15 protein-coding genes and 1 riboswitch are annotated in these 13963 nt (G+C 65.5%); of the genes, 5 read left to right on the forward strand and 10 right to left on the reverse strand.

The annotated features are described in order from the left end of the window. Window positions 1-28: 28 nt before the first annotated feature. The 7 genes from ABRP28_RS21355 to ABRP28_RS21385 form a co-directional block, all read right to left on the reverse strand. Complete coding sequence (locus ABRP28_RS21355) at window positions 29-442, reverse strand: four-helix bundle copper-binding protein (RefSeq protein WP_104443544.1); 414 nt, start codon at window positions 440-442, stop codon at window positions 29-31. 164 nt (window positions 443-606) lie between these two features. Continuing rightward, window positions 607-1095: a hypothetical protein gene (locus ABRP28_RS21360; protein WP_350004741.1), complete on the reverse strand. Its 489-nt coding sequence runs from the start codon at window positions 1093-1095 to the stop codon at window positions 607-609. 70 nt (window positions 1096-1165) lie between these two features. Then, a complete protein-coding gene (locus ABRP28_RS21365) occupies window positions 1166-2053 on the reverse strand; it encodes a F510_1955 family glycosylhydrolase (RefSeq protein WP_350004739.1) in 888 nt (295 codons plus the stop codon). Between the two features lie 89 nt (window positions 2054-2142). Further along, the gene (locus ABRP28_RS21370; RefSeq protein WP_104443543.1) at window positions 2143-2784 is read right to left on the reverse strand and encodes a DUF305 domain-containing protein; all 642 of its coding nucleotides are present in this window, start codon (window positions 2782-2784) and stop codon (window positions 2143-2145) included. A gap of 139 nt (window positions 2785-2923) precedes the next feature. Then, window positions 2924-3391, reverse strand: coding sequence for a hypothetical protein (locus ABRP28_RS21375; RefSeq protein WP_104443542.1), 468 nt, complete (start codon window positions 3389-3391; stop codon window positions 2924-2926). An 85-nt stretch (window positions 3392-3476) separates the two neighbouring features. Next, a complete protein-coding gene (locus tag ABRP28_RS21380; RefSeq protein WP_374153030.1) occupies window positions 3477-5717 on the reverse strand; it encodes a heavy metal translocating P-type ATPase in 2241 nt (746 codons plus the stop codon). Then, window positions 5714-6043, reverse strand: coding sequence for a heavy-metal-associated domain-containing protein (locus ABRP28_RS21385; RefSeq protein WP_364274737.1), 330 nt, complete (start codon window positions 6041-6043; stop codon window positions 5714-5716). The genes ABRP28_RS21380 and ABRP28_RS21385 overlap by 4 nt, the downstream gene beginning before the upstream one ends. Before the next feature lie 234 nt (window positions 6044-6277). Continuing rightward, a riboswitch (cyclic di-AMP (ydaO/yuaA leader) is annotated at window positions 6278-6474 on the forward strand. A gap of 3 nt (window positions 6475-6477) precedes the next feature. Between ABRP28_RS21385 and ABRP28_RS21390 the strand changes: the two genes are divergently transcribed. Then, window positions 6478-7263 (forward strand): NlpC/P60 family protein, encoded by a 786-nt coding sequence (locus ABRP28_RS21390; RefSeq protein WP_104443539.1) that lies wholly within the window; start codon window positions 6478-6480, stop codon window positions 7261-7263. Window positions 7264-7473: 210 nt separating this feature from the next. Here ABRP28_RS21390 and ABRP28_RS21395 read toward each other — a convergent pair whose 3' ends face one another. The 3 genes from ABRP28_RS21395 to ABRP28_RS21405 all read right to left on the reverse strand — a co-directional run bounded on the left by ABRP28_RS21395 (window position 7474) and on the right by ABRP28_RS21405 (window position 10254). Beyond that, entirely contained in the window at window positions 7474-8715 is a 1242-nt protein-coding gene (locus ABRP28_RS21395) for a cytochrome P450 (RefSeq protein ID WP_350004736.1), read from the reverse strand. A gap of 146 nt (window positions 8716-8861) precedes the next feature. Then, window positions 8862-9491 (reverse strand): TlpA disulfide reductase family protein, encoded by a 630-nt coding sequence (locus ABRP28_RS21400; protein WP_104443538.1) that lies wholly within the window; start codon window positions 9489-9491, stop codon window positions 8862-8864. A 13-nt stretch (window positions 9492-9504) separates the two neighbouring features. After that, a complete protein-coding gene (locus tag ABRP28_RS21405) occupies window positions 9505-10254 on the reverse strand; it encodes a cytochrome c biogenesis protein CcdA (protein WP_104443537.1) in 750 nt (249 codons plus the stop codon). A gap of 120 nt (window positions 10255-10374) precedes the next feature. Here ABRP28_RS21405 and ABRP28_RS21410 point away from each other — a divergent pair, with 120 nt between their 5' ends. From ABRP28_RS21410 to ABRP28_RS21425, 4 genes are read left to right on the forward strand one after another with little or no spacing between them, the layout of a single operon-like run. Next, a complete protein-coding gene (locus ABRP28_RS21410) occupies window positions 10375-10776 on the forward strand; it encodes a metalloregulator ArsR/SmtB family transcription factor (protein WP_104443536.1) in 402 nt (133 codons plus the stop codon). Beyond that, a complete protein-coding gene (locus ABRP28_RS21415) occupies window positions 10773-12725 on the forward strand; it encodes a cation-translocating P-type ATPase (protein WP_104443535.1) in 1953 nt (650 codons plus the stop codon). The genes ABRP28_RS21410 and ABRP28_RS21415 overlap by 4 nt, the downstream gene beginning before the upstream one ends. Then, window positions 12722-13240, forward strand: coding sequence for a signal peptidase II (gene lspA / locus ABRP28_RS21420; RefSeq protein WP_104443534.1), 519 nt, complete (start codon window positions 12722-12724; stop codon window positions 13238-13240). Before ABRP28_RS21415 ends, lspA begins: the two co-directional genes overlap by 4 nt. Window positions 13241-13293: 53 nt before the next feature. Next, entirely contained in the window at window positions 13294-13899 is a 606-nt protein-coding gene (locus ABRP28_RS21425; RefSeq protein WP_104443533.1) for a cadmium resistance transporter, read from the forward strand. Window positions 13900-13963 lie beyond the last annotated feature (64 nt).

Raw genomic sequence — 13963 nt, forward strand, 5'->3', positions numbered from 1 at the left:
GAGGGTACCGCGGATAGCCCGGCTTTAGTCAGCCGAGGGAGGCGAGGAGTTCGTTGCAGGCTGTCTCGCAGCGCCGGCACGCTTCGGCGCAGATCCGGCAGTGCTCGTGCATGTCTGCGTGCTGTTCGCATTCATCGCCGCAGACCTTGCATATGGTGGCGCAGGCCTGGAGCACGGCGCGGGTGATGTTGGCGTCGTAGCCGGTGTGGCGGGAGAGGATGTTCCCTGTCGTGGTGCAGATGTCGGCACAGTCCAGATCGGTGCGGATGCATTTGGTCAGCTCGGCCACCATGTCCTCGCTGAGACAGGCATCCGCGCAGGCGGTACAGGCTTGTGCGCAGTCAAAACAGGCCGCGATGCATTCGGCCATCTTGTGCGGGTCAATGCCGCCAAGGTCCTTGGGGTAGGCATCGAGCAGTTTGTGAGTGCTTCCGTGCGTCATTTTGTACTCTCTTCCAAAGGTTTGAGTAGCTGAAAAATGTTCCGGACCGCATGGATGGTGTTTGCGGTGTCCGGGCCTGTGTTCGGTGTGCACCTCCTTTCCATCCCTGGTCGTGCTGTCTATGCGCCAGTATGGCTGTCCTCCTGCTGGCAGGTAACTGCCCTTTAGTCCGGGAGCCGGCTTTGCCGGTGGACCTTTAGTGCCCGTTCTTTTGCCCTGTAGGAGGTGAGTGCCGCACGGGGACGTCCGGCGGCTTTGAACAGGTCAGCAGCCCACTCGAACTCGGCCGCGGCAGCGAGGTAGAGACCCTCGTCAAATAGCCGCCGCCCGATCTGGTGGCGGACCTGGGCTTCCCTGAACTTCGTGCGTGCAGCGCGGAGGGCCCGTTCCTGCACCCGTGCAGCGTCCCGCCAGCGATACAGCCGTTGATAGGCGTAGGCGAGGACGAGCAGGGCGCGGAAGGGGTCCGTGGAGGCGGCCAGCAGTTGTTGGGCTTCGCTGACTGCTTCCTCGCCCCGGCCCAGAAGGGATAGAACCCAGACGCGTTCCAGGTCAGTGCAGCCGGCAAGCCGGGCTTCCATGGCTTCCCGGTCCACGACCACGTCCCGCAGCGTGGCGGGGTCCACGAACCAGACCCTTTCCTGATCCTCCAACAATGCGCCTACACTGCCACGGTCATCAGCCTGCAGGTACCGCCTGTGAGGGCAGCAGGCCCGGCGGCATTCATTGGGTAGCGGCAGGGGCATGGAACACCATGCCGCCGTCGGTGGATACGACGAGCCCTTCAGTGGTCGCGGCCCAGATCCATGGTTTGTCGTCGGTCTTCTTCACGGCGGTGATCGCCTGGACCTGGCCTTCGATGTGGCCTGTCTGGGTCCAGGTGCTTCCGGCGTCTGCTGAGTAGTGGACTGAACCGTCGGGTTCGATGCCGAAGACTTCGGTGCCGCTGGCGAACGCGACGAACTGGACGACAGGGGCTGCGGCGTTCAGTTGCCAGGTCTTCCCGCCGTCGGTGGAGCGTTGGAGACCGTCGCGGGTGGTGGCGAGAACGGTGTCGGTTTCGGGGTTGCCGGCCAAAACGGCCGGTACGAACTCGGCGGTGGCCGGGGTCCAGGTTTTCCCGTCCGGGCTGGTCTGCAGCGTTCCGTCGTAGGCGACAATCCCGGATCTGGCCGTAGCGAGGGCGTGGAAGTCGGACTCGCCTTGGCGGGAGAGCTGTTCCCATGTTTTGCCGCCGTCCGCGGATCGGATCAGACCCATGGGGTTGGGCAGGTCCGAGCCGGGGCCGGGGTGCCCGGAAGCGTAGAACACGCCTTGGTCAGCGGCTGCGGTGAAGCCCATCAGGTCGTTGGTGTCACCGATCTGGGTGGCGGGGGATTTGGGCTGCTTGGTGACGTCGAAGAGGCCTTCATGGGTGGCCAGCAGGACCTGGTCGGTTTCGCGGTTCACGCTCAGGCCGTGGACGTGGGAGCTGGGCAGGCCGGCTGCGGCAGTGGATGGTGCGGTGCCGGGTGTTGGGCCGGAGGAACAGGCGGACAGGGTCAGCAGGAGGGCGGCGGCCGCGGTGAGCCCGGCGGCGGAACGTCCTCGGTTCATGAAGTGCAGGGACACGGGGAACTCCAAAGTGGTCCAAGGAAAATGAAGGTGGGGGAAGGCACCGGCCCCACGGGGGGACGGGGCCGGTGCCGGTGGTGTGCTGGCTACAGGGTGGCCAGCAGGTCTTTCATTTCCTGGATTTCGGCTTCCTGGTCGCTGACGATGTCCTTGCTGAGCTGGACCGCGTCGGCGTTCTTGCCGTCGGTGGTTTCTGTCTTGGCCATCTGGACGGCGCCTTCGTGGTGGGCGATCATCTGGGTCAGGAACAGTTTGGCGGCCTCGGTGCCCTGGGCGGCTTCGAGTTTTGCCATGTCTTCCTCGCCCATCACCCCGGACATGCTGTGGCCTGAGTGGGCGCCGGTGGGCGCTTCGGTGGGCTGTCCCCAGCTTTCAAGCCAGCCGGTCATCTTCTCGATTTCCGGTCCCTGGGCGGCCTTGATATTGGTGGCCAGGTCCGTCACCGGGGCAGGGATTCCCTCTTTCTCAAGAATCATGTCGCTCATGGTCACGGCCTGTGCGTGGTGCGGGATCATCATCTGCGCGAACATGGTGTCCGCGTCGTTAAACTCAGCCGAGGCTGCCGCGGAAGTGGCCGGGGCTGAGCTGGACGGCATCGCCGAGCTGCCGTGGTTCATGCCCGGCATGCTGCTCGAATCCGACGTGCCGGTTCCCGAACCGGCCGCGCAGCCGGCGAGGGCGATTGCTGCTGCGATGGCGGCAGCGGAAATGGTCAGGGTCTTTTTCATGGAAATCAGGGTCCTCAAAAGTATCAGCGGCGCGTAGCGCCTGGGGATTGCATGCGGCGGCCCGTTACGGGCGGCGTGTCTTATGCGTGCAGAAGTGGCTGGAGGTGCGCCGGGCATGGCACGGCGCCGTCGGGCGTGTTTACGTCCGGCTGATACAGAGGTCACCGGGAGAGGGACTCTCCGGTGAGTAGGAATAGCCCGTGCTGGCTGCAGCCGCCGCGCCGAAGTCCGGTAAGGCATAGGGTGCTGTTCCCGGCGCAGGGGCGGTCAGGGAGGTGTTTCCCGGAGACAAAACGCAGGCGTTGCCCCCGGCGGACATCTCCGGGCAGGAACCTGCAGGGGCGCAGGAAGACGAGTCTGTTGCCGCTGGAGTAACTGCAGCCCCGTCCGTTGACGCTCCCGGTGGATGGGAGTGGCTGGAGGGGAGGTTGTCCAGGTGCACGGTTGGCTGGGCGGCTGCCGCCGGCATAGTGTGCCCGGCGCTCATGTGGTGCGCCCCGGTCATGATGTGCATGCCGAAGATGCCGGCGATGATGGCCAGGGCGGCCGTCAGGAAGCCTGCACGTAGGAGGAACGCGGTGAAGGGTCCACGAGATGGTGCGCTCACAACGTTTCCTCCCTTCCGTGCAGGTTGTTCAGAGTCTTAAGCCTACCGGCAGGGGGGGTACCCCCTGCCGGTTACAGCCTCTTGTCTAACGTGCCTGGGAGGGATTGAGTTTCACCCTCCGCAGCAGCTGGGCGTTCAGTGCCACCACTATCGTTGACACGGACATCAGCACCGCCCCTGCTGCCGGGGACAGCACGACCCCGGCGAAGGCCAGGACACCGGCTGCCAAAGGAACCGCGAGGACGTTGTAGCCGGTGGCCCAGATGAGGTTTTGCCACATCTTCGCGTAGCTGGCCCGGGACAGGTCCACCATCGACAACACAGCCCGGGGATCGTTCCCGGCCAGGACAACCCCGGCTGATTCCATGGCCACATCTGTGCCGGCGCCGATGGCGATGCCGACCTCAGCCCGTGCCAGTGCCGGGGAGTCGTTCACCCCGTCACCGACCATGGCGACTTTCATCCCACGGGCCTGGAGCTCTGCGACCTTCTTGTCCTTGTCCGCAGGAAGGACTTCGGCGAACACCTCATCGATGCGCAGGTCCTCGGCCACGGCCTGGGCGACCTGGCGGGCGTCACCGGTGATCATGGCGACCTTCACGCCGCGGTGCTGCAGCGCGGCGACGGCCTGCCGTGACTCGGGGCGGATGCTGTCCTCCAGGCTGACAGCTCCCAGAACCTCGTGTCCGTCGATCACGTGCAGCACCGCCGCGCCGCGGCCCATCCAGGTGCTGGTGGATTGTGCCAGCGCGTCGGGTTCGGTGGTGCCCAGTTCGCGCAGCAGCGCAGGCCCGCCAACATGGACAGTGCGGCCATCCACGGTGGCGCGGACGCCGCGCCCGGTCAGGGAACTGAAGTCCCTGGCCTGCGGAATGCTCAGGTTCCGCTCCCGCGCCGCCCGGACGATGGCCCGTGCCACGGGGTGTTCACTATCGGCCTCCACGGCCGCGGCCAGTGCCAGCAGCGCGTCAGCGTCCCCGCCGGAAACGGGTGCGATGTCCTTCAGTTCCGGCTCGCCCGTGGTGAGGGTGCCGGTCTTATCGAACAGGACGACGTCGATGGTGCGCATGCGCTCCAGCGCCATCCGGTTCTTGATCAGCACCCCGGCACGGGCTGCCTGCTCGGTGGAAATGGCGATGACCAGCGGGATGGCCAGGCCCAGGGCGTGGGGGCAGGCGATCACCAGCACGGTGACGGTCCGGGTGACAGCCTCCGGGACGCTCCCGAGCAGCGTCCAGACGATGAAGGTCAGCACGCCTGCGCCGGCGGCGAAGTAGAACAGGAAGGCCGCGGCCCGGTCCGCCAATGCCTGGGCCTTGGAGGAGGACGCCTGCGCTTCGGCGACAAGACGCTGGATCCCAGCCAGTGCGGTGTTCTCACCGACGGCGGTGACCTGGACCCGGACGCTGTTATCCGTCGCGACCGTTCCTGCCACGACCGTGTCCCCGGGACCGCGGGGGACGGTTTTGGATTCACCGGTGATCATGGACTCGTCGAACTCGGCCTGGCCGTCCACGACGGTTCCGTCGGCGGGCATCCGGGCGCCGGAGCGGACCAGGACCATGTCGCCTTCGGCTAGCGCGGACACCGGAACGGTTTCGGTGCCGGCGTCGGTGACGCGTTCGGCCTCGTCAGGCAGCAGCGCCGCGAGGGCATCCAGGGCGCCCTGCGCCGAGCCCAGGGCCCGCATTTCGATCCAGTGGCCCAGCAGCATGATCGCCACCAGCAGGGCCAGCTCCCACCAGAAGTCCAGATCAAATCCGCCGATACCAAGGCTGGTGACCCAGGACGCGGCGAACGCGACCGTGATGGCCATCCCGATCAGCAGCATCATGCCCGGGGTGCGGTCCTTCAGTTCCCGCCAGCCGCCCTTAAGGAAGGGCTGGCCGCCGTAGAGGAAGATCACCGTGCCCAAAACGGGCGGGATCCAGGCCGAGCCGGGGAACATCGGGGCCATGTAGCCCAGGATGTGCCCGACCATCGGGCTGAAATAGACGACCGGGATGGACAGGGCCAGGGTCAGCCAGAACCTGTTTTTGAACATCGCGGTGCTGTGCCCGGCGTGCTGGCCATGGCTGTGGACTGCGTGGTCATCCTGCCCGCCATGGCCCTCGTGGTGGCTGTGGGAGTGGTCGTGCTCGGTAACCGTGACCGTGCTGACCGCTGCAGGCGACGGGTCCTGGGATTCGGTGGCGGGTGTGTGCGAGTTGTGGTGGCCTGCGTGGCCGCCGTGGTGCTGGGTGTGGTCTTCCATGGTTCCTCCTTTGAGAGGAGACGCCGCCTCACTCCAGGCAGGCTCGCTGCCGGAGGAGCTTGGAGTGGTCAGTTGCTGATGAGTGTGTAGCCGGCGGAGGTAACAGCCTCACGCACAGCGGAACGGTCGGCTTTACCGCCGACAGTCAGACGGGAACGGCCGCCCGGCACGAGATCAACAGAGGCGGATTCCACACCCTCAAGTGCGGACAGCGCCTTCTGAACGGTCTGAACGCAATGCCCGCAGGTCAGGCCCTCCACGGCAAATTCGGTGCCGGTGGCACCGGCAGTTGTGGCGGGCGCGGAAGACGCTTCGGTTGAGCAGCAGCCGCAACCTGTAGCCGCTGAAACGAGGGGCAGTTCGGTACGGTGTTCAGTTCCACACATGTCAGTTTCCATTCCTTGAAGACGAAGGATTTGATGGGCGCTGGGGTTGAACGGCTGTGAAGGCGGTGCGGGGCACCGGCCGGGACATACCACTTCACTGACAACACCTCAAGGATACCCCCAGGGGGTATATTCCGCAAGCCTCGGAACCGAGGGATTCTGACACGCCGTTATCTAAATGTGACAAATGTGGCTGTTGTGACGTAGGGTCTGAAGCCGTGCCGGTTTCTCCGAATGCGGCACTCCTGAGCAGACTTGCCTAACTCTGCCGCTGCCCGGGATCCGTTCGCAAAATCGTCCGGCAGAGACGGGGAACCCAATATCGGCCTGCTTCCGGCAGGCCTTGGGGTGAAGCCGTGCCTGATGCCTTTCGTGCATCACCACGGCCGGGTGTCTCCCATCCGAATCCGACAGCTAACCTCGCAGGCAGTGGGAGAGGCCCTTTCATGCCCAATGGCAAAGCTCACGGCCGCCGCCGCGCGGTCCCCGTCCAGACCAGCCCCCTGGCGGTCCTGTCCAAATCCTTCGCCGGCCACGCCGGCGGTGTAGGCCGTCAGGCCGCCGTCATCGCAGCAGCATCCGGCCTCGTCCTGACCAGCGGCATCGCCGCCCAGGCAGCAGACGCCCCAACCCAGCGCGAAGCCGAGCCGGCATCGAACCTGGAAGTCACCAGCCAGGTACAAACCCCGCTCAGCGCCGACGCCACGGTCCAGATCGCTTTCGAGCGTCCCGCCGTCAAGACAACCCCGGCACCTGTAGTGGAAGCACCCAAGCCCGTCGTCGTCGATGCCCCCAAGGTCGCTGTTGCCGCGACGCCTGTTGTTGCGAAGGCAGCTGCTGCTGCCCCGGCCAAGGCCCAGATCACCGTCACCCCCGCACCCGCTGCCCCCGTGGCCGCCCCGGCAGCCGGCGGCATCAACGCGACCATGGTGTCTTCGGCCTACGCCCAGATCGGGATGATCCAGGACTGCACGCGACTGGTCGAAAACGCCCTCAACGCAGCCGGCATCCCCGTCGGGGACCTCGGGCCCATGCAGTTCATGAACTACGGCACCGTCGTCACCGATCCCCAGCCCGGCGACATGGTCATGCAGCCCGGTCACGTAGGCATCTACGTCGGAAACGGCCAGGTCCTCAGCTCCGGCCTGAACGGCAAAAACGAAACCGCCGTCCACCCCCTGACTTGGATGACCTCCAAGGGCGCAGTAACCTTCGTCCGAGCAGGCAAATAAAACCACTGAAGGCCGGTGATTCAATGCCTTGGGGGCAGTGAATCGCCGGCCTTCAGCATGCCTTGATCCGACCCCTTCTGTTTTGCAGCCGACATCCTTCTCTAGCCGCGATTCAGTGTCTCGAAACATCTGCGCCTCGAAACCCTAGGGATATGCGAGAGTCGCATGGTCCGTGCCGGCTGGTGCCGATTCCTTTGCTGTTGCGGTTAGTTAGCGGCGTCGTGGAGGTGCGGGGTCGATGATGAAGCCGCTTTTGGGGAGGGCGGGCATGTTGGAGAGGCTGAAGCTGAGGTCCTGTGCGGGTACCTGCAGGTCGGGTGCGGCCGCGAGGGAGCGTATGGCTCGTTTGATCAGTTCCACGGTGATGTCTTCCCCTGGGCACCGGTGCCCTGTGTTTTTGTCGCCTGCTCCTTGCGGGATCAGGGTGTGGGGGGTGGGTTGCCAAGTGCGGAAGCGTTCTGGGTTGAAGCTTTCCGGGTTTGTCCAGGTTCGCGGGTCGTGATTGGTTCCGTACAGGTCAAGCAGGACCCAGTCTCCGGGCTTGAAGGCGTGCCCGGACCATTCCAGGTCCCTGGTGGCCGTGCCCCCGACGAAGGGGAAAAACGGGTAGTACCGGCGCACTTCCTGGGCGAAGCAGTGCAGGTCGTGATCATCACCGTTGCTGAGTTTTTCTTTCCAGTCGGGGTGCTGTGTGAGGGCGAGGGCGGCGAAGACTATGAAGTTGCTGACGGCCACGACCGGGCGGAGCAGGTTCAGCAGTTCCACCGCTGCTGTGTCTGGGGGCAGTTCCTTGCCGGTGTTGTCGCGATGGAATGCGATGGCTTCCACCGGGGTTACCGGTGCTTGGGCCTGAACGATCAAGCGTGCTGCCTGGATTGCGTTCGTGGCCCACTTTTCTGTGGAACGGCGGCGCCAGCGGGCGTACCAGTTCGCCGGCCCGAACGCTCCGGCCTGGTCGATCATCAGCCCCAGTTCTCTGCTGCGTCTGGCGATGGTGGGTGCGTCGGTGGGAAGACCGGCCCAGCTGCAGGCTGCCGCGGTGAGGATCCGGCGGACCTCCCTGTGCAGATCGAACCGTCGCCTGGACGGCAGGCCGTGGCGGGGATCGTGCCATTGAGCGTCAAAAGCGTCCGCGAGCTGCATGGCGGAGTCCCGGCTGCCCAGCTCCAGGAACAGGTACTTGCGGCGGTGATGATCGTCCCCTTCGAGGGTCTGTACGCTGTGTGCATCCTGCAGCAGATGCTTGGCCGACCGCGGCAAGGCACCGGCGCGGCTAAACCGTCCGCCACCGTAAAAAAATTCAGCAGCCGCTGCCCCCCTGATGCAGACGACGGGCCGAAGCATCAGACGGGTCTGGAAAAGATCGGTCCCGGCTTCATCGCAGCGGGCGGAGATGAAGGTGTATCCCTCACGCAGCAGGGCCAGCGAGCTGTCAGGCAATTGTGCAGTCACTCGGATCTCCCGTTCTCCCGGAAACGGCGGCGTTTCCTGAGTCTAGGCCAGGCCTTCAGGGCCGGGTAGGTCAGAGCCGTATGCCCTGCCCCTGATCGCGCCGCGTCCATAACGCGGCGGCCGGGGGATCCTGCCGCCGCGTTTTTTCAGGATTCGCTGAGCGCGCTGCTGATGAGGGCTTTGAGGGTGCCCTTCTCTGCAAGGCCAAGAACACGGGCGGCGACTTTGCCGTGCCTGTCCAGGACGAGGGTTGTGGGGACCGCCCGTGGGGGCACGTGGTCGGCCAGGGCCAGCAGGATCCCGCCGTCGTTGTCGTTGAAGCTGGGGTAGGTGGTGCCGAAAGTGCGCTCGAAGGCCGCGGCAGTTGCGGCGGTGTCCCGGACGTTGATCCCGTAAATCCTGACGCCGTCGCTTTTGAACTCCTGATGGAGTGCTTCAAGGTCGGGTGCTTCTTTGCGGCAGGGCGCGCAGGCGGCGTACCAGACGTTCAGGACGGTGACGTTTCCTTTCCAGTCGGCTGAGCTGACCGCCGAGCCGTCAAAGAGGGTTCCGGCGAGATCAACCGCGGGCGCCCTGGTTTCGGCGGCGTACTCAGAGACGGATCCGTCTCCTGCGATGTAGTTCTTGTTATCCCCAGCCCGTGCTTGGGTGGCCAGTGAGTCGTCCGGTCCGGCGCACCCGGCGAGCAGGATGGCTGCCGACGCTGCTCCCAGTAGAACGCCGCGCCGGGCCGGCAGGCGCGCTGTCATTGGATTACCGGGCTGTTGCGAGTTCATGTGCTGGTTTCTCCTAGACGGGGGTGGTGATGGTCGCGGCGAGGTTTTGCAGTTGGTAGATCCAGAGCATCCAGACCCCTGAGACCATCAGGAGCCCGACGAGGATCAGCAAGGAACCCCCGATGATGTTGAAAGCGCGCATGTGCCGTCGGATGTACCCGAGGGTCCTGCTCACCCAGCTCAGGCCCAGCGCTACCAGAACGAAAGGGATTCCAAGCCCCAGACAGTAGAGGAATCCAAGCAGCGCACCACGCCATGGATCGCCGGTTGTGGTGCTGAGGGCCAGAACCGCGCTCAGGGTCGGACCCATGCAGGGCGTCCACCCGAGGCCGAAGACAATTCCCAGCAGCGGGGCGCCGGCGATGCCTGTCCGGGGCCTGAAGGATAGCTTGCGGGTGGCTTGCAGGAACGGGATTCTGCCCACCAGGACCAGGCCCATCAGCACGACGAACAGCCCGAGTCCCCGGATCAGGGTGTCCTGCCACCGGACCAGCCAACCGCCAATGACACCAAAGGCCGCCCCGTAGAGGGTGAAAACGGCGGCAAACCCAAGAATGAACAGCCCAACTCCGGCCAGGACCCGGCGCCGGTTATCTGGCCGGCCCGGATCGGTAATCCCGGAGACGTAGCCAAGGTACCCGGGGACAAGCGGCAGGATGCACGGAGAGATGAAGGAGACGGTCCCGGCGATCATGGCCAGCGGAATGGCCATGAGCAGGGTGCCCGACTGAACCATCTCAGCGAAAAACCCGCCGATCGTCACGTCCGCACCCCTCGCGGCCTAAAGGAACCTGTCCGGGGCGTGGGCCGGGAGGGACAGGCCAAGGACCGGCAGTAACAGCTTCTCGTCGATAACATCACCGCTTTACGCTATCATCGCCATATGACGATACAAATTGGGGGCGCTGCCGATGACTGCGGCCAGTTGGATCCCGCGGCGGCTTTGTTTCATTCCCTGAGTGACCCGACACGACTGAGCATCGTGAAGCGGATGGCCGAGGGAGAGATCCGGGTCGGTGATCTGGCTGGGAAGCTGGGCCTGGCCCAGTCCACCGTGTCCGCGCATGTGGCATGTTTGCGCGATTGTGGCCTGGTCGAGGGCCGCGCGCAGGGCCGCAGCGTCTATTACTCGCTGTCCCGTCCGGAGTTGATGGACATGCTTGCCCAGGCCGAAGTCCTGCTTGCCGCAACCGGCAACGCGGTGAGCCTGTGCCCGAATTACGGCACCGGAAGCACCGGCGCCGAACTGACAAACGTGGAACTGACGAAGGAGAACACCCGATGAGCGACGCCTGCGGCTGCAGCGACGACAAGCCCGAAACCGCGGCCGAAGAGGCCGAGGAAGCGGTCGGGTTCTGGCAGATCAACGAGATCAGGGCCGCGGCAATCTCGGGTGTGCTGCTCCTGACCGCCTGGATCCTGTCCCTGACCGGGGGCCCGGAGTGGCTGCGCCTGGTCCTGGAAATCGGGGCGCTGCTGGTCGCGGCATGGACTTTTGTTCCCTCCACCCTCCGGCGCCTTGCCAAGGGCAAGATCGGCGTCGGGACCCTGATGACGATCGCCGCCGTCGGCGCCGTCGCGCTGGGCGAGTACGAGGAAGCGGCAATGCTCGCCTTCCTCTACTCAATCTCCGAAGGGTTGGAGGAATACTCGCTGGCCAAAACCCGGCGCGGTCTGCGGGCCCTGCTGGACCTGGTCCCGGCCGAAGCGACAGTCCTGCGCGGCGGTGCAGAGGTCACCGTTGACCCTGCCGAGCTCGTTCCCGGGGACCGGATGGTCGTCCGCCCGGGCGAACGGCTGGCCACCGACGGCCGAATCATCACTGGCCGCACCTCCCTGGACACCTCGGCCCTGACCGGCGAATCCGTGCCCGTCGAGGCAGGTCCCGGCAGCGATGTCTACGCCGGGTCCATCAACGGCACCGGGCCGCTGGAAGTCGAAGTCACCAGCACCGCGGAGAACAACTCGCTGGCCCGCATCGTGCACATCGTCGAGGCCGAACAGTCCCGCAAGGGCCCCGGGCAGCGCCTGGCCGACAACATCGCCAAGAAACTCGTCCCCGGCATCCTCATCGCCGCGGCCCTGATCATCGCCTTCGGCTTCATCGTGGGTGAACCGCTGCTGTGGTTCGAACGCGCCCTGGTCGTCCTGGTGGCTGCATCGCCCTGCGCTTTGGCGATCTCCGTCCCGGTCACCGTTGTCGCCTCCGTCGGCGCCGCCAGCCGCATCGGTGTGCTCATCAAGGGCGGCGGTGCCCTGGAAACCCTCGGCAAGATCCGCACCATCGCCCTGGACAAGACCGGCACCCTGACTAGGAACAAGCCCGAAGTCATCGATGTCGCCGCCGCCGGGACCGCGACCCGCGAAGAAGTTCTGGCCCTCGCGGCCGGGCTCGAGGCCCGCAGCGAACACCCCCTGGCCCGTGCCATCCTCGCCGCATCCCCCGCCCGTGCCGATGTGACCGACGTGGACACCGTTCCCGGCGCCGGTTTGGAAGGCCGTTTCGAGGGCAAGACCGTCCGGCTGGGCCGCCCCGGCTGGATCAACCCCGGCGCCCTGGCAGCGGATGTCGAACGGATGCAAACGGCAGGCGCCACCGCCGTCCTGATCGAATCCGCCGGTGAAGTTATCGGTGCCGTAGCAGTCCGTGACGAACTGCGCCCCGAAGCCCGTGACGTTATCGCCCGGCTGACGGCCTCCGGGTACACCACGGCCATGCTCACCGGGGATAACGCGATCACCGCCGCGGCCCTGGGCAAGGCCGCCGGCATCACCGAAGTCCACGCCGACCTCCGCCCCGAAGACAAAGCCGAGATCATCCGGACCCTGAAGTCTCGCCAGCCCACCGCCATGGTCGGTGACGGCGTCAACGACGCCCCGGCGCTGGCCACCGCCGACACCGGTGTGGCCATGGGTGCCATGGGCACCGACGTCGCCATTGAAACCGCTGACATCGCCCTGATGGGTGAGGACCTGAACCACCTGCCCCAGGTCCTGGACCACGCCCGCCGGACCCGGTCCATCATGCTGCAGAACGTGGGCTTGTCCCTGCTGTTGATCGCGATCCTGATCCCGCTGGCACTGGTCGGCGCACTGGGGCTGGCCGCGGTCGTCCTGATCCACGAACTGGCCGAAATCGTGGTGATCGCCAACGGCGTCCGCGCCGGCCGGATCAGCCGCAAAAACGCACTCCAGCCGGCCAAACCCACGCCGGCTTTGGAACCGGCAGCGTGAGCGCCGAGTCACCGGCAAATCCCGCCGGGACGGCACCGGTTACCGGGAAAGCAGGGCGGATCAAGATCGCCCTGCTTGTCTCGGCAGCCGTGCTCGCGGCGGCCGACCTGGGAATCAAGGCCCTGGCCGAAGCCCTGCTCGCCAACGGTGCCACGGTCGATCTGGGGCTGGTGAACCTGAAGCTGCTGTACAACACCGGGGTCGCGTTCAGCCTCGGCGCCAACCTAGCCCCGTGGCTGGTCATCGCCGCGACCGCCGCGATCGTCCTGGGCATGACCTGGTACGCGGTGACCACCGCCCCGGCCATGCCGGCCATCTCCCGGGCGGGTGCTGCGATGGTGCTCGGCGGCGGTGCCGGGAACCTCGTGGACCGGTTCGACGGACGCGGCGTCGTGGACTACCTGCACAGCGGCTGGTTCCCCACCTTCAACCTCGCCGATGTCTTCGTCACCGTCGGCGTAGGCCTGTACATCCTGGGGACCCTGCTCGGATCCAGAGAACAGCACAAGGCATAGGCAGACGCGGGACGGTGACCTCTGGCGCCCTCTGACACTGGAAAGGACTCCTCATGCTTGCCACCATCCTGGCAGCGGCTGCGATGTTCGCCGCGACGAACATCGATGACATCGTGGTGCTGACGGCGCTTTTCCTCGCCTCAAGCAAGGGCAAACCGCGCGCCTGGCACATCGTCGGAGGGCAGTACACCGGCTTCATCACCCTCGTCGGGCTGAGCCTCCTGGCCGCCCTGGGTCTGACCATCGTCCCGGATGAATGGGTCGGGCTGCTGGGAATCTTCCCGCTGATCCTGGGCATCCTCGGCCTCATCCGCGGCCTGAAAAATGACGGCGACGATGATGAGAACAAACTCACCGAAGGGCTGGGCCTGCTCGGCATCGCCGGCATCACCATCGCCAACGGCGCGGACAACATCGCGATCTACACCCCGGTGTTCCGCACTATGGCACCGGCCGACACCACCGTCACCGTCCTCGTATTCTTGGCCCTGGTCGCTGTGTGGTGTGCTCTGGGCAAGCTCATCGGCACTCACCACAAAGTCGTCGAAACCCTGGAAAAAATTGAACACTGGCTCGTCCCGGCCGTCTTCATCGGGCTGGGCTTGACCATCCTCATCGGATCCGGATCCCTGCAACGCCTGATCAGCCTCTGGCTCTAGAAAAGAGGAAACTCCATCTGCAAGACCGGCATGCCACAATCCCACTTCTTACGATCCCGTACCC

It is taken from the genome of Pseudarthrobacter sp. WHRI 8279, from assembly GCF_040224115.2.
Classification (GTDB): domain Bacteria; phylum Actinomycetota; class Actinomycetes; order Actinomycetales; family Micrococcaceae; genus Arthrobacter.

Coding starts and splice junctions, on each gene's coding strand:
- ABRP28_RS21370 (WP_104443543.1), bottom strand. CDS start 2,784: ATGAAAAAGACCCTGACCATTTCCGCTGCCGCCATCGCAGCAGCAATC.
- ABRP28_RS21400 (WP_104443538.1), bottom strand. CDS start 9,491: ATGAACTCGCAACAGCCCGGTAATCCAATGACAGCGCGCCTGCCGGCC.
- ABRP28_RS21425 (WP_104443533.1), top strand. CDS start 13,294: ATGCTTGCCACCATCCTGGCAGCGGCTGCGATGTTCGCCGCGACGAAC.
- ABRP28_RS21355 (WP_104443544.1), bottom strand. CDS start 442: ATGACGCACGGAAGCACTCACAAACTGCTCGATGCCTACCCCAAGGAC.
- ABRP28_RS21415 (WP_104443535.1), top strand. CDS start 10,773: ATGAGCGACGCCTGCGGCTGCAGCGACGACAAGCCCGAAACCGCGGCC.
- ABRP28_RS21385 (WP_364274737.1), bottom strand. CDS start 6,043: ATGGAAACTGACATGTGTGGAACTGAACACCGTACCGAACTGCCCCTC.
- ABRP28_RS21390 (WP_104443539.1), top strand. CDS start 6,478: ATGCCCAATGGCAAAGCTCACGGCCGCCGCCGCGCGGTCCCCGTCCAG.
- ABRP28_RS21410 (WP_104443536.1), top strand. CDS start 10,375: ATGACGATACAAATTGGGGGCGCTGCCGATGACTGCGGCCAGTTGGAT.